This is a genomic window from Modestobacter lapidis, from assembly GCF_054780755.1.
This window is the reverse complement of sequence record NZ_BAAGVS010000001.1, coordinates 212,637-231,495: the sequence shown is the minus strand read 5'-3', so window position 1 is coordinate 231,495 and position 18,859 is coordinate 212,637. Positions and strand designations below refer to the sequence as shown.

Sequence of the window (18,859 nt, the reverse complement as noted above, 5' to 3'; positions counted from 1 at the left end):
CGGCGGCCCGGGGACACGGTGTCCCCCCGGCCGGTGCGGTCTGGCGTGGACCCTCGCGCCCCGGGTAGGACGTCACCATGACCGTGGACGTCGCCCCCGGAACCGTGGCCGTGTACACCGACGTGGTGTGCGCCTGGTCGACGGTCGCCCTGCACCGCTTCTCCGCAGCCCGGTCCCGGTTGGGGCTGGACGAGCAGGTGCGACTGGACCTGCGGCTATTCCTGCTGGAGGACGTGAACCGGTTCGCGATCCCCGAGCGGATGCTCGATGCGGAGATCCCCGTCGTCGGCCCACTCGAACCGGACCTCGGTCTCACCCCGTGGCAGGCCGACCGGTCCGCCTGGCCGGTCACCAGCCTGCCGGCCAACGAGGCGGTGCATGCGGCCGCGGCGCAGTCGCCGGCCGCGGCCGAGCAGCTGGACATGGCGCTACGGCTGGCCTTCTTCCGGGACAGCCGGTGCATCAGCATGCTGCACGAGGTCGTCGACGTCGCGCGGTCGTGCGACCGGGTCGATGCCGATGCGGTGGCCGCGGCCCTGGACGACGGGCGGGCGCGGGGCGCGATGATGGCCGACTACCGCGCGCACCGGGACGAGGTGCAGGGCAGCCCGCACTTCTTCCTCGCCGACGGCTCCAGCGTGCACAACCCGGGCATCGAACTGCACTGGGAGGACGCGGGCTACCCGGTGGTCGACGCCGACGACCCGACCGCCTACGACGACCTGGTGCGCCGCGCCGCCGACGCGGCCCGGGGTGCGGCCGGCGGGGTGCCCGCGTGAGCGAGCGACTGGTGGCCGACCTCGTCGTCGACCGGCTGCGCCAGTGGCAGGTGCCGCGGGTCTACGGGTACTCCGGCGACGGCATCAACGCGGTGCTGGGTGCGCTGCGCCGGGCCGGCGAGCCGGCGTTCGTGCAGGCCCGGCACGAGGAGGCCGCCGCCTTCATGGCGGTGGCCCACGCCAAGTACACCGGCGGGGTCGGGGTCGTGCTGTCGACCCAGGGTCCGGGTGCGGTGCACCTGCTCACCGGGCTCTACGACGCGAAGCTCGACGGCGTGCCGGTCGTCGCGATCATGGGCCAGCAGGAGCGCTCGGTGCTCGGCGCGGAGTACCAGCAGGAGATCGACCTGCTCTCGCTGGTGAAGGACGTCGCCGCCCAGTTCGCCCAGACCGTGACGACGGCCGAGCAGCTGCCGCTGGTGCTCGACCGGGCGATGCGCACCGCGCTGGCGACCCGGTCCCCGTGCGTCGTCGTCCTGCCCCACGACGTGCAGCAGCAGCCGGCCCCGGAGCCCGAGCAGTCGCACGGCGTGGTCGTGACCGCCCCGGTGTGGCGGCCGGCCCGGGTGCTGCCCGAGGCCGACGACCTGCGCGCGGCGGCCGACGTGCTCAACGCCGGCCGGCGGGTGGCGCTCCTGGTCGGGCAGGGCGCCCGCGCGGCGCAGGAGGAGGTGGTGGCCGTCGCCGAACGGCTGGGCGCGGGCGTGGCCACCAGCCTGCTGGGCAAGCCGTACGTCGACGAGGCCCTGCCCTTCGCCACCGGCGTCATGGGCCACCTGGGCACCAGCGCCAGCGGGCACCTCCTCGGTGGCTGCGACACCCTCCTGATGGTCGGCACCAACGACCCCTGGACGGAGTACTACCCCGCACCGGGGCAGGCCCGGGCGGTCCAGATCGACATCGACGGCCGGCACCTGGGCAACCGGTACCCGGTCGAGGTGCCGCTTCCCGGGGATGCCGCCGGCACGCTGCGTGCTCTGCTCCCGTTGCTGACCGAACGCGCCGACCACGCCTGGCGGGACGACGTCGAGTCCGCCGTCCGCTCCTGGCACGACCTGTCGGCCGAACGGGCCCGGACCCCGGCGCGGCCGGTGAACGCCGAGCTGGTGGTCGCGGAGCTCTCCCCGCGGCTGCCCGCCGACGCCCAGGTCGCCGTCGATGTCGGCTCGTCGACGTACTGGTACGCCCGGCAGCTGCGGCTGCCCCGCGGTGTGCCGGCGCACCTGTCGAGCACGCTCGCGTCGATGGGCTGCTCGGTGCCCTACGGGCTGGCCGCCAAGCTCGCCTCGCCCGACCGCCCGGTGGTGGTGCTCAGCGGTGACGGGGCGATGCAGATGCTCGGCAACGCGGAGCTGGTCACCGTCGCGCACCGCTGGCGGCAGTGGGCCGACCCCCGGTTCGTCGTCTGCGTGCTGCACAACCGCGACCTGGCCGAGGTCACCTGGGAACAGCGCGAGATGGAGGGTGACCCGCGGTTCGACGACAGCCAGTCGCTGCCGGACTTTCCCTACGCCGGCTACGGCGACCTGCTCGGGTTGACCGGCATCCGGGTCGAGGACCCGGCGGAGCTGGGTCGCGCGTGGGACCGCGCGCTGTCCGCGGACCGGCCGGTCGTGCTCGAGGTGCTGGTCGACCCGGACGTACCCCTGCTGCCACCGTTCCCGGCAGGGAGGTCGAAGCTGGACTCCTTCCGCGCCGGGCTGGCGCAGGAGGGAGCGGCAGGCCAGGGCGCGCAGCGGTTGCTCGAGACGTACGCCGAGCAGGAGCGCCGCCGGCAGCCCTGAGCACCGCCGCCGCGTCGGTCACCGGTCCCGGGTCGCGTCAGGTCCCGCGCCCGCCGGCCTGCATCCGCCCGGCGAAGTGCGCCGCGATCATGTCCGCCACCCGCTGCACGCACAGCTCACCGATGGCGCTGGAGAACCCGTGCGGGTCGCCCATCACCCCGGTGTCCGACAGCGCCTTGATCCCACCGGTGAACAGGCGCTGCAGCACCGCGTCGTCCACCGGCCCGGTGTAGCCCCGGGCGAGGTGGCCGGTGCGCACCTCGCCCGGCCGGATGTAGGAGTAGACGGAGGACTCCGCGACGTCCGCGTGCCCGCCGACGTCGTCGCGGTTCCCTCCCGCCTCCGCGACGGCGGTCCGCCAGGTCTCGATGAGCCCGTTCAGGTCGGCGAACACGATGACCCGGCAGTCGGGGCCGACCAGGTCGTCCAGCCGCTGCTCCATCTCCGCGAGCGGCGCGAAGTTCCCGCCGTGCGCGGAGAAGCACAGGATGGTGCGGAAGCCGTGCGCGGCCAGGCTGCGGCAGTAGTCGGAGTAGACCGCCTCGAACGTGGCGGGCTGGAGGCTGACCGTTCCGGGGAAGGCCATGTGGTGGGGGGACACACCCACCCGGATCGTCGGGGCCACCAGTGCCGTTCCCAGTCGCTGGGCGACCTCCTGACCCAGTCGCTCGGCGTGGACCGCGTCCACGTCCAGTGGCAGGTGGCGGCCGTGCTGCTCCACCGCTCCGCACGGGACGACGACGTCGCGCCGTCCTTCGCTGAGCGCTGCCTGGACCTCGCCGAACGTCATCTTCTCCAGCAGCACGTGCGTTCTCCCGTTCGTCGTGGATCCCCGGAGTGCATCGCACCGCAGCTCACGGCGCCACGCGGACGACGGCCTCGATCTCGACGGCGATGTCGAAGGGCAGCTCGGCCATGCCGACGGCGGAGCGAGCTCCCCGGCCGGCGTTCCCGAACACCTCGGCGAACAGGTCCGAGCACCCGTCGATCACGGCCGGCGTCCGGTTGAAACCGGGGCGGCAGTTGACCATCCCGAACAGCTTGACGACCTGCCGGACCCGCCCGAGGTCGCCCAGCTCCGCGCGCAGCGCGGCGAGCAGCTGCAGGCCGGTGAGCCGGGCGGCCTCCCGCGCGGTGTCCAGGTCGAGCCCGCCCTCCCCCACCTTGCCCGTCACCAGGCCACCGTCGGCCCGGACGGGCCCCATCCCGGACAGGAACAGCAGATCTCCGGCGGCCATGACAGGCACGTAGTTGCCGCCCGGCCCCATCGGTTCCGGCAACTCGATGCCGCGTTCGCGCAGCAAGCTCTCGACGTCCATGGGCAGATCCTGGCCTGTTTTCGATGGGAACGGCAGGGCGGGCGGTGCCGGGAACCCGGCGATCGGTACGAGAGCCCGAGCACCGTGGTGCTGTCGTGGACCTTGCCCGGCGAGCTCGCCGGCGACGGGTCAGCCGGCCCGGTGGTTCACGTGGACGTGGTCCATGTGGTTCGCCGTCGCGCTGCCCCGGTTCTCCATCTGCTTCCAGGAGCCGTTCGGCGAGGAGAGCATCCGCTGCTGCCAGATGATGTAGTCCACGCCGAGCTCGTCCCAGTGGGCGATGTGGTACTGGGCGACCGCGTCGCCGACGGCGGGGCTGGTCATGTAGTCCAGCGCCAGCCCGGACGGGTGGCCCTTCGGATCGGCCGCGCTGGCGCGGGTGCCGCCGATGGACCGGATGCCGGGCACGTTGCCCATCACGGTGTTGGCGGCCGCCTGCACGTGCGGTTTGACCTTCCCGGCGCTGTTGCTGATCCGCGCGGCCACGCCCGCCGCCGCGGCAGCCGGCGCCCCGGCAGCCGGCGCCGCGGCGTTACCGGTCGTGCGGCCGGCAACGGCGCTGGACCGGGCCGCAGTCTCCGCGGCGGCCGCCCCGGCGGCCTCGGCGGCGGCGGCCTCGGCGGCCTCGGCGTCGGCGGCAGCGGGCGCTGCGGCCTCCGCCTCGGCGGCCCGCCGGTCCAGTTCGGCCCGGTCGGCCGCGGCCTGCGCCTGCTGTGCCGCGACCTCCGCGGCCTCGCGGGTGCTGCGGCTGACCGCCAGCTCCTCGAGCGGCTGGAGCTCCTCGGCCACATCGACCGGGCCGGATCCGGCGGTCAGCCCGAGCTCCTGGGCGACGCTGACCGGCTCCGTCGCCGTGGCATCGGCCTGCGCAGCGGGGTCGGTGCCGATTCCGGCACCGACCAGGAGGGCGCCGGCGACGGCGGCACCCAGGTACAGCCCGGGCCGGCGGGCCGCGGTGGGCGGGCGGTGTCGCGAGCGGGTGGCCCGGCTGCGGCGGTCGGCAGCGCGGCCGGAGGTGGTGGTGCGGCGGTCCATGGGTACGAGAGCTCCGAGGGGGTACGGGCACAGCGGTGGCCCCGAGGGCGGGGCGGCTGTTCCGGGATGTGCGGGCAGCGAGGGCTGCGGCGTCCGTACGGGACGGCCGCGCCCGGTCAGCTGCGCGGGCGCATCCGGCGGGAGGAGTACCGGGAGAGACGAGGTGGTACGGCAGGGCAAGGGCGCGCCATCCGGCGGCTCTCCGTTCTTCCGGTTGCCGCCTACCGAGTTAGCTGACGGGTTCGGGCGGGAAGCGGCCCTACCCGCCCCGGACGGTGCGCCCGGGAGCAGGATTCACCCCAGTACTTCGATGGGTCCCCGGCTCGCCCCGGAGGGCGACTCGGCGGCGTCCGCTCGGACTCCCCGGGCGGGGGCGTGACGACCGACTGGACGCCGCCACGGTAACCGCCGTTATGCAGTCGTGACAATCATCGGCCGACGATTCGTCAGGTGACGAGCGTCGCTGCTCCCCCGCTCGGCCGCCGGGCGGTGTACCCGCTGACGTTCCCGCCGCCCGGCCTCCGAGCCGGCGCCGGGCCCTCAGTCCACGTCGGCCCACGACCCGACCACCGCGACATCGAGCGGGAAGTCGATGGGGAACCCGCCGAAGAGCAGCCGGCCGGCCTCGGCCGCCGCACTGCGGACCTCCTCGACGACCGCATCGGCCAGGTGCGCCGGCGTGTGCACGAGCACCTCGTCGTGCAGGAAGAACACCAGGTGCGGGCGCTGATCCAGGGTGCCGGCGCCGCCGAGGTGCCACAGCCGGTTGCGCAGGCCGGCCAGCCAGCACAGCGCCCATTCGGCCCCGGTGCCCTGGACGACGAAGTTGCGGGTGAACCGGCCCCAGGCGCGGCGGTGGCGGGCCCGGTCCTCCCTCGACCCGGCCCCGTCCGACCCGACCCCGTCCGACCCGACCCCGTCCGACCCGACCCCGTCCGACCCGACCCCGTCCGACCCGACCCCGTCCGGGTGCTCGCCGAGCCCCACCGGGCGATCCGCCCACGCGCCGGTGGGCGGCGGCGACCCGCGGCCGAGCAGGGTGTGCACCACCTCGCCGCGCTCCCCCGCGCGGGCAGCCTCCTCCACCAGTCCGATCGCCCGGGGATACCGGCGGGTCAGCCGCGGCATCATCCGGCCGCTCTGGCCGCGGGTACCGCCGTACATCGCCCCGAGCATGCCGACCTTGGCCTCTGCCCGGGTCGCCACCGCGCCGCCGGCCACCATCCCCTGGTACAGGTCGGACGACCGGGCCGCCTCGGCCATCGCCGCGACGCCGCTCATGCCGGCGAGCACCCGCGGCTCCAGCTGCGCCACATCGGCCACGACGAAGCGCCAGCCGTCGTCGGCGACCACCGCGGGGCGGACCTGGACGGGGACCGACAGCGCGCCGCCGCCGTTGGCGGCCCACCGCCCGGTCACCACGCCCCCGGGCAGGAAGGTGGAGCGGAACCGGCCACCGCTCACCCAGGTGTCCAGCCAGCTCCAGCCGTTGGCCTGGAGCAGCCGCGAGAGCTTCTTGTACTCCAGCAACGCCGGGATGCCCGGGTGCTCCAGCTGCTCGAGCGTCCAGGAGCGGGTGTCGTCCACCGGCAGTCCCGCGGCCTGCAGCGCACGCAGCAGCCCACCCGGCGAGTCGGGGTTCAGCCCGGGCGCCGCGAAGGCCGCCTGGACGTCGGTCAGCAGTCGCGCCAGCACCGCCGGCCGCCGGCCGGGTGCCGGGCGCGGGCCCAGCAGCTCGCGCAGCAGACGGTGGTGCACGTCGACCCGCCACGGCAGCCCGGCAGAGGTCATCTCGGCGGCCACCAGCGCGCCGGAGGACTCCGCGGCGAGCAGCAGTTCCAACCGCGCACGTGCCGGTGACGCGGCGAGCGCCGCCTGCTGGCGCGCGTGCTCGGCGGCCGGATCGAGGCGGTCGGCGGGGTCGGCGAGCGGGAACAGCGCCGGGTCGGCGGTGGTGACCGGCTGGAGGGCGTCCCAGCCCGGGGTCTGGTCGTCGGCGAGCAACGCCTGATCGGCGAACGGCGACCGGCGGAGGACCGCGTGGCTGAGCCGCAGGTCCCAGCAGCGTCCGATCCGGACGCCGGCGGCCAGCAGCGCCGGGTACCACCGGGTGGTGTCGTCCCACACCCAGCGGACCGGCGAGCGTTCCCGCTCCGCCACGAACCCCGGTAGATCGGCGGCCGGGAGCCTGGCGACCCGGACGCCCGGGCCGTCGTCGGCGCGTTCGCGCGCCTCGACCGTGCTCCCGCCGCGACGCACGAGGACGATCCGGTTCACCGGTGCAGTCTCGCCGATGGCCGGCACCTCGATGCCGCCACGCGCGCAGCCCACGCGGACGCGGGCCAGGGATGAGAGCCTGGACGGGTGACGCGGCCACAGCCCGAGACCATCCAGCGGACGGCGAGCGTCCGGTCCTACCAGGGCCACTCCGTGCACGCCGCTCCGGGCGTGCACGAGTACGCGGTCGACCTGGTGCGAGCGGCGCTCCCCGACGGCGGCCGGATCCTGGAGGTCGGCGCCGGTTGCGGTGCGCTGGCGCTCCGGCTCCGGGACGCCGGCTTCGACGTGGTGCCGACCGACCTGTTCCCGCCGCACGAGTGGATCCACCGCCTCGACCTGGACCATCCCGAGTGGAGCGACGAGACCCGCGGCCCGTTCGACCTGGTCGTCTGCGTCGAGACGCTGGAGCACGTGGAGAACCCCCGGCAGGTCCTGCGGTCGATCCGGGCGCTGCTCCGCACCGGCGACCGCCTCCTGGTCAGCACCCCGAACGTCACCCACCCGCACTCACTGCTGAAGATGGTGCTGAGGGGCGCTCCGGTCTTCTTCGGCCCCAGGCACTACTACCAGCCGGGGCACATCACGATCCTGCCCGACTGGATGCTGACCGAGCACGTCCGTCAGGCGGGGTTCGACCGCATCGAGGTCCGGCGGGGCGGCGAGATGGAGTACTCCGGCGTCCGCCGGCTGGCGCACCGGGTCGAGCTCGCGCTGCTGCGGGTCGTCGGCCTGCGGAAACGAGCCGATGACCGGGACGGCGTCTGCGTGTTCGTGTCCGCCGTCGCGGCATGACCTGCACCGCTGACCAGCCGTTCGGGGGCCGGATCCTCCTCCTGTCGGGTGCGGCCACCGGACCCCGCTGGTCGGCCGACGGCGTCATCAGGCAGTCTTCCCGCACAAGCGCCGTGCTCGGCCCCGAACGAGTGGCGCGGTGGCTGTACCGCGTCCTGCCAGAGAAGGCGGGACGTGCCGGATGGAGAGGATGCTCGTGGACGCCATTGATGCCGTACTCGACGAAGCGGGACTGACGAACGAACCCGTCCGGTCCTACGTCCAGCACTGGGCCCGACACACCGGTGTCGAGCGGGTCGAGGTGATCAATGCCTCCGACGACGCCCGGCTGCTGCGCGAGTCGCTCGAGGCCGGCGAGATCTTTCCCGCAGGTGAGGGTCGCTACTACTCCCGGAGCTACGTCAAGGACACCGCTCGCTCCGAGGAGCGCACCGTCGTCGCCACGAACAACCCCGCCGACAAGGGGGTCTACAACAACTGGCGCCCGGCGTCGGAGATGCGCCCCCTGCTCGAGGGGCGGATGAAGGACGCGTCGGCCGGCAAGACGATGTACGTCGTCCCGTACCTGATGGCGCCGCCCGGGTCCCCGCTCGAGGCCTACGCGGCCGGCGTCGAGGTCACCGACTCCCGCACCGTCGTCCTGCACATGATCCGGATGGCCCGGGTCGGCGTGGCCCACGTCAACAACCTGGCCGACCAGGACAGCTTCGTCCGTGCGGTGCACGTCACCGGCGACCTGGAGAACCTCGGCCAGGGCACCCCGGACGATCAGCGCTGGTTCGTCACGGTCGCCGACGAGCGGACCATCCTGCACTACGGGTCCTCCTACGGGGGCAACGCGCTGCTCGGCAAGATCGCGCACGGCCTGCGCCAGGCCACCTACGACGGCTGGGTGTCCGGTGAGTTCCTGGCCGAGCAGTTCATGCTGCTGGGGATCACCGACAAGGAGACCGGCCGCGCGTACCACATCTGCGGCGGGTTCCCCAGCGCCTCGGGCAAGACCAACCTGGCGATGATGCTGGCCCCCGACGCGCTCGGGGACCGCTACACGGTCCACTTCTACGGCGACGACATCGCCTGGCTGCGCGTCGACCCCGAGGATGGCCGGGTCTACGGCATCAACCCCGAGTTCGGCGCCTTCGGCGTCGCGAAGGACACCAACGAGGTCACCAACCCGACTGCCGTCGACGCCATCGGCGAGGGCACCGGCACGATCTTCACCAACGTCGCGTACAACGCCGACGCCCAGGACGTCTGGTGGGAGGGCAAGACACCCCAGCCGCCGGCGGACGTCACGGGCTGGCGTGACTGGACCGGCCAGCTGATCTCCGAGCGGCCCGCGGACGCCAAGGACGCCCCCTGGGCGCACCCGAACAGCCGCTTCACCACCACGCTGGCCAACGTGCCCAACATCGCGCCGGACTACGAGAACGCCAAGGGCGTGCCGATCGACGGGATCATCTTCGGCGGCCGCACCCGCGACCGCGAGCCGCTGATCCGCGCCATCACCGACCTGGCCGAGGGCGTCTACGACGGGCTCACCCTCGGTGCGGAGGCGACGTTCGCGGCGGAGGGCACCGAGGGCGTCCTGCGCTACGACCCGATGTCGATGCGGCCGTTCATGGCCTACCCCGAGGGCGCCTACGCCGCCCACTGGCTGAAGATCATCGGCGCCGCGACCGACCAGCCGCTGTTCGCCCACGTCAACTGGTTCCAGCGGGATCCGGAGGACGGCCACTTCCTGTGGCCCGGGTACCGCGACAACCTGCGCCCGCTGCTGTGGCTGATGCAGCTGCGCAACGGCGAGGTCACCGGTACGCAGACCCCGGTAGGGATCATCCCCACCGAGGAGGAGCTCGAACTCGTCGGCGTGGACGTGCGGCCGGAGGACCTGGCGAAGATCCTCACCATCGACACCGCGCGCTGGCAGCAGGAGATGGCGCACCGCGAGGAGCACCTGTCGAAGTTCGAGGGGCTGCCGGAGGCGATCTGGGAGGCGCACCGCCGGGTGGCGGCCGCCCTGGACGCCCAGGAGTCGTGAGCGCCTACGGGCAGTAGCCCGGCGCCTCGCGGGCGGGTCGGCGTCGTCGCCGGCCCGCCCGCGGTGTTCCGGGGGCGACCGGCCTGGTCAGCGGCCGGATCCGGCCGGGACGAGCGACGCGCTGCTGGGCCCGGCCTCGGACCGGACGCCGGACGGCGGCGCCACTTCCAGCACCGGTGCCGTCCACGGATGCCCCTGCGCGTCGCGGTGCGCGTAGAGGTCCTCGCGGCTCGGCAGCGGGTGGCCGGCACGGCAGCACAAGGTGCCCACCTCGCCGACGTGCACCGGGCCCGGACGGCCCGGCACGGCGAACCGGCCGGCCCGCTCGATCAACCGGGTGTCGCACGACGGGCAGTGCAAGTTGTGTACGGAGAGTATCCAGACGGAGACCATGCGTTCAGCCTCGAGGTAGGGCGCGGGCTGGCCAAGCGCGTCACGGCCGTGTCCGGGGACCTTCACAGGATCGCAAAGGTCGGCGCGGTGCGGCCGATCCGACGCACGGCGTCCTGGTCACCGCGCCCCGGAGGGTAGCCGGCGCAGGCCGCTGGCCCGGACCACCTGGCGGCCGACGGCGGCCCGCACCGCCGCCACCGAACCAACGACGCGCACCCGCCGGCCGGCCCGGGTGACGGCGGTGTAGAGCAGCTCGCGGGTCAGGATCGCCGACGTCTCCGGCGGCAGGACGATGGTGACCGCCTCGTACTGGCTTCCCTGGCTGCGGTGCACGGTGAGCGCGTGCGCGGTGGTGACCGACGACAGCCGCGACAGCGGCACCAGCTCGACTCCACCGCTCCGCGGGAACGCTGCGCGCAGCCCGTCGCCGTCGGCGACCACCACGCCGGTGTCACCGTTGTAGAGGGCGTTCTCGTAGTCGTTGGCGGTGACCAGCAGCGGCTGCCCGGGGCGCCACTCCCCCGGCGCGGCGCCGGTCCAGCGGGTGACCCGGTCGTTCCAGTGCGAGACACCGGCCGGCCCGTGCCGGTGGGCGCACAGCAGCCGGTGGCGGCCGAGCAGCAGCAGGGCCGCCCCGGCGGAACCGGACTCGGCGGCCACCCGCAGCTCGTCGGCCACCGCGCGCACCTCGGCCTCGAGCTGGTCGGTGCCCGGCTCCAGGGACAGCGCGTCCTCGCCGGCGAGCAGCTCCAGCACCCGGTCGGCGTCCCCGGCGCGGACCGCCTCGGCCAGCCCGCCGATGGCCGCGCCGAACCGGTGGGGCACCCGCAGCCGCACGACCCCGTTGCGCAGCTGGGCCTGCTCGACGGGACTCAGGTCCAGGTCGGCCGCCGCCACCCCGGCCGGGACGCCGCTGACGGCCCCGGCCGCGGCCGGGCGGTGCACCAGGTCGCTGAGTACCGCGCCCGCCTCCACCGGGGTCAGCTGGTCGGGGTCGCCGACCAGCACCAGCCGGGCGGTGGGGCGCACCGCCTCCAGCAACCGGGCCATCATCGTCAGCGGCACCATCGACGACTCGTCGACCACGATCACGTCGTAGGGCAGGTGGTTGCCCGCGTCGTGCCGGAACCTGCTGCGGCTGTCGGGCCGCCAGCCGAGCAGCCGGTGCAGCGTCGACGCGGCGAGGTCGACGGGGAGACCGATCGCGGCCGCCTGCTCCTGGACCGCCTCCTGCAGCCGGGCAGCGGCCTTGCCGGTGGGTGCGGCCAGCGCGATCCGCGGCACCGGCCCCGGCTGGTCGAGCAGCAGCCGGAGCAGGCGCGCCACGGTGTGCGTCTTACCGGTGCCCGGGCCGCCGGTCAGCACGCTCACCCAGCGCCCGGCGGCGACGGCGGCCGCGAGCCGCTGCCGGTCGGGTGCCGGGCCGGGGAAGAGCGAGGCCAGCGAGGACAGGTCGACCTCGGGTGCCGGCCGGGCGGCGCGCTCGTCGAGCTCGCGGCGGACCAGTTGCTCCTGCTGCCAGTACCGGTCGAGGTAGAGCAGCCCGTCGACCAGCCGCAGCGGGCGCCACGGCGCGGCCGGCCCGACAGCGACCAGCGCACTGGCGTCCAGCGCCGACCAGTCGCGGGGCCAGGCGAGGTCGACCGGGGAGGCGTCCTCCTCGGGCACCACGGAGCCGGCCACGGTGGCCAGCTCGACGCAGACCGACCCCGTGCGCACCCCGCGGACGGCGAGCGCCGCGGCGAGCAGCACCGTCTCGTCGCGCTCGTCGCCCAGCCGGGCGAGCCGCAGCGCGACGTGCACGTCGGCGGCCGACAGCACCCCGGCGACGGCGAAATCGGCGAGCAGGCCGGCGGCCCGGACCGGGATCACGCTCGCCCCGCCAGCAGGTCGGACAGCTCGGTGACCAGCGCGGGGGGCGGGGTCCAGGTGAACACGCCGGCGCCCGGCGGGCCGTCGGGGCCGGTCATGCCGCGGACGAACAGGTACAGCACCGGGCCGAGGTGGTGGGCCGGGTCGTAGCCGGGCTGGCGCCAGCGCAGGTACCGGTGCAACGCCACCGAGTAGAGCAGCGCCTGCAGCACGTAGTGGGTGCGCTGCATCTCCTCGGCCATCGCCTCGGCCCGGTAGTGCCAGGTGGTCAACGGCTCGGCCCCCAGCCGGTTGGTCTTGTAGTCCACGACGGCGTACGTCGGGCCCGGCAGCCGGAGGACGGCGTCGATGCTGCCGGTCAGGAATCCGCGCAACGCCTGCGGCTCCAGCCCGGCGAGCAGATCCGGATAGCCGGCCACCGGCCCCAGGTCGTGCCGGCGCAGCACCGCGGCGACGTCGGCCAGGGTGGCGTGCGGAACGGCCCGGTCACCGCCGGCCAGCGGCAGCTCGAAGTCCAGCTCGGCCAGCCGGTCGGCCGCCGGGATCCGGGCCAGGGTGGTGCCCCGGTCGTCCAGCGGGGTGTGCAGCACCGGGCGCAGGCCGTCGGCCAGCGCCTCGGCCGGGACGTCGGGCACCAGCCCCCGCGCGACGGCGTCGGCACACCGCTCGTCGAGGACCGCCGGGTCGGGGTCCTCCAGCACTGCGTGCACCAGCGTGCCGAACGCGGCGCCGCCGGGCAGGTCGGACAGCGGTGACGGCCGCCCCTCGGGCGCGGGCTCGGGCAGGACCGGCTCGGCGTCCCGTTCGTCGTCCTTGACCGTCGTGTCGGGCTCGCTGGCCAGCGGCTGGTCATGGGCCGAGCGGGTCAGCGCGCTGTAGGAGGTGCGCCGCCAGTCGTCGTCCAGCGTGCGGGTGAACGTGCTCACCGACAGCTCGGTGCGGGCGCCGGCGGGTGGCTCCCACCGGTCCGGTGCCGCGGTAATGACCTCCTCGGCGGCGATCCGACCGCCGGAGCCCGCGGCGACCGCGGCCAGCCGGACGGCCACGTCGTCGTCCGGGGGCAGCGGAACGCGGTCGGCCGGCTGCGCGCCGGGGCCGGCGGCGCCGAGGAGCAACCGGTGCAGCGGCGCGGCCACGGTGTTGTTGCTGGGCGCCCAGTGCGCGACCACCTGGCACTGGGCCCGGGTGAGCGCGACGTAGAGCAACCGCAGGTCCTCGCCGGACTCCTCGGCCTCGTGCCGGGCGCGCGCCGCGGCGTAGCCGGGTGCGGCCTGGCCGCCGACGTCGAGCACCCGGCGGCCGGCGTCGTCGTGCAGCCGGAGCACCTCGGGCTTGTCGGGCACCCACCGGTCCCAGCCGAAGGGGACGTACACGACCGGGAACTCCAGGCCCTTGCTGACGTGCACGGTCATCACCTGCACGGCGGCGGCGTCGGACTCCAGCCGCCGGCTCCGCTCGTCGCTGCCCTCGACGGCCGCCTGGGCGATCCGCCGGCGCAGCCACTCCACCAGCGCGGTCAGGCCCAGCGACTCCCGCATCGCGGCGGCGTGCAGCACCTGGCCGATGTGCCGCAGATCGGTGAGCACGCGCTCGCCGTCGGGGCGGGCGAGCACCCGGCGGGGCAACTGCTCCTCGGCGGTGAGCACCTCGAGGAACGCGGCCACACCCCGCTCGGCGAGCAGGTCGGCCCACCGGCGCAGCCGCGGGCCGAGCCGGTCCGCCAGGTCGTCGCCGCCGGAGTCGAGAGACGCCTCGTCGTCGGGCAGGAAGACCGACAGCGCCGCCGCGCGCACCCGGCCGGCGCGGTGCGGCTGCTCCAGCGCCTCGAGCAGCACCAGCCAGGACTCGGCGCCGGCGGTGGTGAAGACGCTGCCGCCGCCGGCGAGCACGGCCGGCACGCCGGCGCGGCCGAGGGCGGCACGGACGAGCTGCCCCTGCTTGTTGGTACGCACCAGGACGGCGACGTCCCCCGGCTGCACCGGCCGACCGGTGAGCTGCGCCGGACCGGACAGCAACGCGACCACGTCGGCGGCCACGTCGGCGGCGACGGCGTCGCGCAGCCGGTCGACCTTGGGCAGGCCCCGGAACAGCGGCCCGTGGCCGGTGCGCGCCAGCCGCCGCAGGCGCAGCGGGGCGCCGGCGCCGGCCAGCCGCGGCTCGGGATGGGCGGCACCCACCGGCCGGACGACGATCCGGGGGTCGCCGAGCGCGGCGCCGCCGAACACCTGGTCGAGGGCGCCGAGCAACGGCTCGTCGCTGCGCCAGTTGCAGGTCAGCGTCGCCTGCGCGCCGGCCACGCCGGCCGCCGCCAGGTAGGTGGGAACGTCGCCACCCCGGAAGGCGTAGATCGCCTGCTTCGGGTCGCCGATGAGCACCAGCGTGGTGCGGCCGTGGAAGGCGCGCCGCAGCACCTCCCATTGCACCGGGTCGGTGTCCTGGAACTCGTCGACCAGCACCACCCGGTAGCGGGAGCCGACCCGGTCGCAGGCCACCGCGCCGGAGGCCGGGTCGGCCAGCGCGTCGCGGAGCAGGGACAGCCAATCGTCGTAGTCGACCAGGCCGAGCCGCCGCTTGCGCCGTTCCACCTCGCGGCGCACCGCCTGCGCCGCCTTGCGCCGCCGGCCGGGCACGCCCTCGTCCGACAGCGGCCACAGGTCGGCCTGCCGGTCGCTGCCGACGGCCCGGCGGCCCAGCTCCAGCAGCTCGGTGGAGGTGAGGAACGGCGGGCCGCCCGCTCCGGCGGTGAAGGTGCGCAGGTACAGGTCGTCGACGACCTCGCGGACCAGGTCGTCGACGTCCTCGGTGAAGGTGGCGGTCCGGTCGGCGTCGGCGGCCATGCCCAGCCCGGCGAGCATCTGCGAGCAGAACGAGTGGGTGGTCGCGATGGTGGCCGCGTCGAATCCGGCCAGCGCCCGGGCGAGCCGCTGCCGGCGGGCCTCCACCTCCGCGTCGGGGGCACCGGCCAGCAGCCGGAGCACCTCGTCGGAGTGCCCGTCGGAGCGGGCGGCGGCCGGGTCACGCAGCCCCGCCTCCGCGGTGACCAACCGCTCCCGGACCCGGTCGCGCAGCTCGCGGGAGGCGGCGTTGCCGAAGGTCACGAGCATGACCTCCGACAGGTCGGCGGCGCCCTCGGCCACGTACCGGGTGGTCAGCGCGGCGATGGTGAAGGTCTTGCCGGTGCCGGCGCTCGCCTCCAGCACGGTGGTGCCCTCCGGCAGCGGACCGCAGACGTCGAAGGCGTTCATGCCAGCTGCTCCGCGTCCCGGACCGGGGCCCACAGCCGGCAGGCGAGTGCGCCGAACCGGGTGGCCTCCCCCGGCCACTGCTCGCCGTCTCCCGGCGGCGCGGCCAGCAGGTCGGTCAGCGCGGCCGACCCGCCCCACACGTAGCGGGCGTGCCTGTCCTCGCGCTCCCCGCCGAAGGCGCTGATCCACTCCCGCCCGGCGCTCTCGAGTGCCTGCTCGACCGTGCCGCCGCCGAGCCGGGCTGTCGCGTACGCGGCCGAGGTCTTCGTCGCCATCGGCAGCGGCTCGCACATCCCCCGGTCGTAGAGGTCGAGGAGGTCGGACAGGGCCGTGGTCGGGTCGGCGGGCGGAACGATCGTCGAGGTGCGGACGCGGCTGCCGAACCGGCCGACGGTGACCGCGCGACCGCCCCCCTCGGCGGCCGCCAGTGCCAGGGCCTGCACCCAGGCCCGCGCCCGGTGCCGCGGCGACAGGCTGGCGTAGGTGACGGTGACGACGGCGTCGTCCCGGACCCCGTTGACCGTGCCGCTCACCTCGCGGCCGGCGACGTCGAGCCGCACGTCCACCGAGCGGGCGGGTGGGGCCAGCAGTGCGGCGCCCACCGAGACCAGTGGGGCGACCCGCCCGCCGACCCTGGTCAGCACCGCGGAGCCCAGCGCCCCGGGCGGGAGCGTGCCGCGCAGCCACTCGCTGCGCTCGGCGTCGGCCGCGGGCACGCCGCGCAGGCCGGCGGCGAGCAGCCGCTCCCCCACCGCCCACTCCTGCAGCGCGTCCAGGGCGGCCGGCAGCGCGTCCTCGACCTCGTCGTCCTCGCCGGGCAGGGTGATCCGGAGCCGGTGCCGCAGGAACGCGCGGACCGGGTTCTCCGCGAAGGCGACCAGGTCGTCGAGGGCGACCGGGCCGGTGCGGGGTGGCAGCGCCGTGCGCGCCCGCGCCGGCCGGCGGGGCCGGCCGGCCTGCTGGGCGCCGGCCAGGCTCACCGGGTCGAAGCTGAACGGCGCGGGCCCGCGGAACTGCCGGGCGTCGAAGGGCTGCAGCGGGTGGTGCCGGACGACGTCGGCCCGGCTGCCGGGAGCCATCGCGGCCAGCACGTCGAGCAGTTCGCCGACGGGGACCGCGGGCGGGCGCGGGGCACCGCTGACCGGGTCCGCACCGGTGTACAGGACGACCAGCCGCTCGCCGGCCGACAGCAGGGCGTCCAGCAGCAGCTGGCGGTCCTCGCTGCGGACGTCGCGCTCGCCGATGCGCGGGTCGCGGGCCAGCACGTCGTCGCCGTCGACCCCGCTGGTGCGCGGGAAGACGCCGTCGTCCAGCCCGAGGAGGACGACGACCCGGTGCGGTACCGACCGCATCGGCACCAGGGTGCAGACGGTCAGGTTGCCGGTGCGGAAGTTCGCCCGGGTCGGCCGCCCGCGCAGCCGCTCGGCCAGCATGGCGCGGACGTCGGCGAGCCGTACCGGGCTGGTACCGCCCTCGGCCGCCTCGGCGAGCTCGCGACGAGCCTGGGCCAGCTGCCAGGCGTCGGCGGGGTCGGTCGAGGTCAGGGTGTCGAGCGCGGCGGCGAGGGTGTCGGCCCAGTGCCCGACGGGGTGCTCCCCGGTCAGCGCGGTCAGCACGTCCTCCAGGCGGTCGAGCAGCTCGGCGAGCCGGCCGGCGAGCTCGATGTCGCTGCTGTCGACGTCGTCCAGCGGCAGGGCGAGGTCGAGCCACACCGGCTGGTCCTCGGAGGTGGTCACCCCGAGCAGGATCCGGTCCAGCCCGGCCCGCCAGGTGTTCTGCGCGACGGAACCGAGCTGGTAGGCGGCCCGCGTGGAGGTGTCGAGGCCCCAGCGCACGCCGGACCGCGCGACCCAGTCGCGCACCCGCTCCAGTTCCTCGTCGGTGAAGGCGAACATCGCCCGGACGCCCGGGGTGGCGGCCAGGTCGAGCACCTGGCTGGCGGTGACCCTGCTCTGGGCGAGGTCGAGCAGGGCGGCGACGGTGTCCAGCAGCGGGTTGGTCCGGCGCAGGCTGCGGTCGGCGAGCCGGACCCGCAGGGCGTTGCCCGGGTGCGGCAGGCCGGGCCCCAGGCCGAAGGAGGCCGAGATGAGCGGAGCGAACGTCTCGACGTCGGGGCACAGCACGAGGACGTCGCGGGGCTCGAGGGTCGGGTCGTCCTGGAACAGCCGCAGCAGCACCTCGCGGAGCACCTCGACCTGCCGGGCCGGCCCGTGGCAGGCGTGCACCTGCACGCTGTCGTCGAATGGCACCGTGTCGGCGGCGGCGCCCGCCTCGGGCACGCGGTCGTCGCGCAGGTCGGCCTGCAGCCGGCCGAGCAGCGTGGCGGGCCGGTCGTCGTCCCGGTGGTGGGAGGCGGTGTGCGGCGGGATCCGCAACTGCAGCTCGCGGACGTCGCGGCCGAGGCTGCGCAGCAGCGGGTGCCGGGCCAGCGTGGCGGTCGGGTCGTCGCGCCGGCGAACGGCCGTGCGGCCGCTCAGCTCCTGCCACAGCACCGGGCTGGGATGCGGCAGCCAGACGTGCACGTCGCGGTGCTCGGCGAGGGTGTCGAGCACCGCCAGCGACACCGCGGACAGCCGGGTCGGGCCGAAGACGCTGAGCCGGCCGGGCAGGTCGGACAGCCCGGGGTCGGCGCGCAGGGCGGCACACGCGGGCTCGAGGTGCTCGGCCGGGCTCGGGCCCAGCCGCCCGCGCAGCCGACGCCACAGCTCGGCCTGCCACCGGAGGTCGTCGGGCAGCGGCCCGTCGCCGTCGGTGTCGGCGCCGGCGGCCCAGTCGCGGAGCATGTGCGGACGGTGCGTGCCGTAGGAGCCGAACAGGCCGGCCAGGTGGGCGGCGCTGGCCCAGCGACGGCCGCGGCGGTGATCGTCGGGGCCGGTGCCGGCGCCCAGGTGCTGGGCGAGCACCGCGCACCACGGCTCGGCCGTGCACTCGTCGACGACCTCCAGCAGCGGCCACAGCGGCTGCGCCCACGGATCGTCCCGGGGATCGATGCCGCGGGCCGCCGACAGGGCCTCGTCGACCAGCCGGCCCGCCGACGGGAAGCGGACGCCGGCGCAGATGCCGTCGGCGGCGGCCCCGGCGCCCAGCGCCGTGGACAGCCGCTGGGCCAGCCATCGCTCGACGCCCTTCGCCGGAACGGCGACGACCTCCTCGGCGAAGGGATCGGCCAGTGGCGTGCGCAGGACGTCGGCCAGACCGTCGGCGAGGCGCGCGGTCCGCTCGGCGCGGTGGAGGTGCAGCACGGGGCCTGTCTACCCGAGCCTCCCGACAGTTCCGGCCGGACACGTCCACCGGACGGCGAGAGCGCCGTCGGGCCGCC

The 18,859-nt window shown here is 75.4% G+C and carries 12 protein-coding genes and 1 riboswitch; of the genes, 4 read left to right on the top strand and 8 right to left on the bottom strand.

Features of this window, described 5'->3' with window-relative positions:
* Window positions 1–77: 77 nt before the first annotated feature.
* Together ACYVG5_RS01045 and ACYVG5_RS01040 are read left to right on the top strand one after the other, a co-directional pair.
* Window positions 78–779 carry a DsbA family protein gene (locus ACYVG5_RS01045; protein WP_222045179.1) on the top strand — a complete coding sequence of 234 codons (702 nt, stop codon included), beginning with the start codon at window positions 78–80 and terminating at the stop codon, window positions 777–779.
* A complete protein-coding gene (locus ACYVG5_RS01040) occupies window positions 776–2,563 on the top strand; it encodes a thiamine pyrophosphate-requiring protein (protein WP_222045177.1) in 1,788 nt (595 codons plus the stop codon). Before ACYVG5_RS01045 ends, ACYVG5_RS01040 begins: the two co-directional genes overlap by 4 nt.
* A gap of 37 nt (window positions 2,564–2,600) precedes the next feature.
* On the opposite strand, the gene ACYVG5_RS01035 is transcribed toward ACYVG5_RS01040, so the two are convergent.
* The 4 genes from ACYVG5_RS01035 to ACYVG5_RS01020 form a co-directional block, all read right to left on the bottom strand.
* Window positions 2,601–3,368 (bottom strand): creatininase family protein, encoded by a 768-nt coding sequence (locus ACYVG5_RS01035; protein ID WP_222045175.1) that lies wholly within the window; start codon window positions 3,366–3,368, stop codon window positions 2,601–2,603.
* Between the two features lie 49 nt (window positions 3,369–3,417).
* On the bottom strand, window positions 3,418–3,882 hold the full coding sequence (locus tag ACYVG5_RS01030; protein ID WP_222045173.1) for a RidA family protein: 465 nt from the start codon (window positions 3,880–3,882) through the stop codon (window positions 3,418–3,420).
* 129 nt (window positions 3,883–4,011) lie between these two features.
* Window positions 4,012–4,917 (bottom strand): hypothetical protein, encoded by a 906-nt coding sequence (locus ACYVG5_RS01025; RefSeq protein ID WP_460682897.1) that lies wholly within the window; start codon window positions 4,915–4,917, stop codon window positions 4,012–4,014.
* A gap of 203 nt (window positions 4,918–5,120) precedes the next feature.
* A riboswitch (cyclic di-AMP (ydaO/yuaA leader) is annotated at window positions 5,121–5,273 on the bottom strand.
* Between the two features lie 184 nt (window positions 5,274–5,457).
* Window positions 5,458–7,194: a bifunctional 3'-5' exonuclease/DNA polymerase gene (locus ACYVG5_RS01020; protein ID WP_222045456.1), complete on the bottom strand. Its 1,737-nt coding sequence runs from the start codon at window positions 7,192–7,194 to the stop codon at window positions 5,458–5,460.
* Between the two features lie 87 nt (window positions 7,195–7,281).
* On the opposite strand from ACYVG5_RS01020, the gene ACYVG5_RS01015 reads away from it, so the two are divergent.
* Together ACYVG5_RS01015 and ACYVG5_RS01010 are read left to right on the top strand one after the other, a co-directional pair.
* Window positions 7,282–7,989 (top strand): class I SAM-dependent methyltransferase, encoded by a 708-nt coding sequence (locus tag ACYVG5_RS01015; RefSeq protein WP_222045168.1) that lies wholly within the window; start codon window positions 7,282–7,284, stop codon window positions 7,987–7,989.
* A gap of 181 nt (window positions 7,990–8,170) precedes the next feature.
* A complete protein-coding gene (locus tag ACYVG5_RS01010) occupies window positions 8,171–10,030 on the top strand; it encodes a phosphoenolpyruvate carboxykinase (GTP) (RefSeq protein WP_222045166.1) in 1,860 nt (619 codons plus the stop codon).
* Between the two features lie 87 nt (window positions 10,031–10,117).
* Here ACYVG5_RS01010 and ACYVG5_RS01005 read toward each other — a convergent pair whose 3' ends face one another.
* The 4 genes from ACYVG5_RS01005 to recC all read right to left on the bottom strand — a co-directional run bounded on the left by ACYVG5_RS01005 (window position 10,118) and on the right by recC (window position 18,782).
* The gene (locus ACYVG5_RS01005; RefSeq protein WP_460682896.1) at window positions 10,118–10,423 is read right to left on the bottom strand and encodes a hypothetical protein; all 306 of its coding nucleotides are present in this window, start codon (window positions 10,421–10,423) and stop codon (window positions 10,118–10,120) included.
* 117 nt (window positions 10,424–10,540) lie between these two features.
* Window positions 10,541–12,295 (bottom strand): exodeoxyribonuclease V subunit alpha, encoded by a 1,755-nt coding sequence (recD, locus tag ACYVG5_RS01000; RefSeq protein ID WP_222045162.1) that lies wholly within the window; start codon window positions 12,293–12,295, stop codon window positions 10,541–10,543.
* On the bottom strand, window positions 12,292–15,540 hold the full coding sequence (locus ACYVG5_RS00995; protein ID WP_222045160.1) for a UvrD-helicase domain-containing protein: 3,249 nt from the start codon (window positions 15,538–15,540) through the stop codon (window positions 12,292–12,294). Before ACYVG5_RS00995 ends, recD begins: the two co-directional genes overlap by 4 nt.
* On the bottom strand, window positions 15,537–18,782 hold the full coding sequence (gene recC / locus ACYVG5_RS00990; RefSeq protein ID WP_222045158.1) for an exodeoxyribonuclease V subunit gamma: 3,246 nt from the start codon (window positions 18,780–18,782) through the stop codon (window positions 15,537–15,539). Before recC ends, ACYVG5_RS00995 begins: the two co-directional genes overlap by 4 nt.
* Between the last annotated feature and the right edge of the window lie 77 nt (window positions 18,783–18,859).

Coding starts and splice junctions, on each gene's coding strand:
- ACYVG5_RS01045 (WP_222045179.1), top strand. CDS start 78: ATGACCGTGGACGTCGCCCCCGGAACCGTGGCCGTGTACACCGACGTG.
- ACYVG5_RS01030 (WP_222045173.1), bottom strand. CDS start 3,882: ATGGACGTCGAGAGCTTGCTGCGCGAACGCGGCATCGAGTTGCCGGAA.
- ACYVG5_RS01025 (WP_460682897.1), bottom strand. CDS start 4,917: ATGGACCGCCGCACCACCACCTCCGGCCGCGCTGCCGACCGCCGCAGC.
- ACYVG5_RS01010 (WP_222045166.1), top strand. CDS start 8,171: ATGGAGAGGATGCTCGTGGACGCCATTGATGCCGTACTCGACGAAGCG.
- ACYVG5_RS01005 (WP_460682896.1), bottom strand. CDS start 10,423: ATGGTCTCCGTCTGGATACTCTCCGTACACAACTTGCACTGCCCGTCG.
- ACYVG5_RS00995 (WP_222045160.1), bottom strand. CDS start 15,540: ATGAACGCCTTCGACGTCTGCGGTCCGCTGCCGGAGGGCACCACCGTG.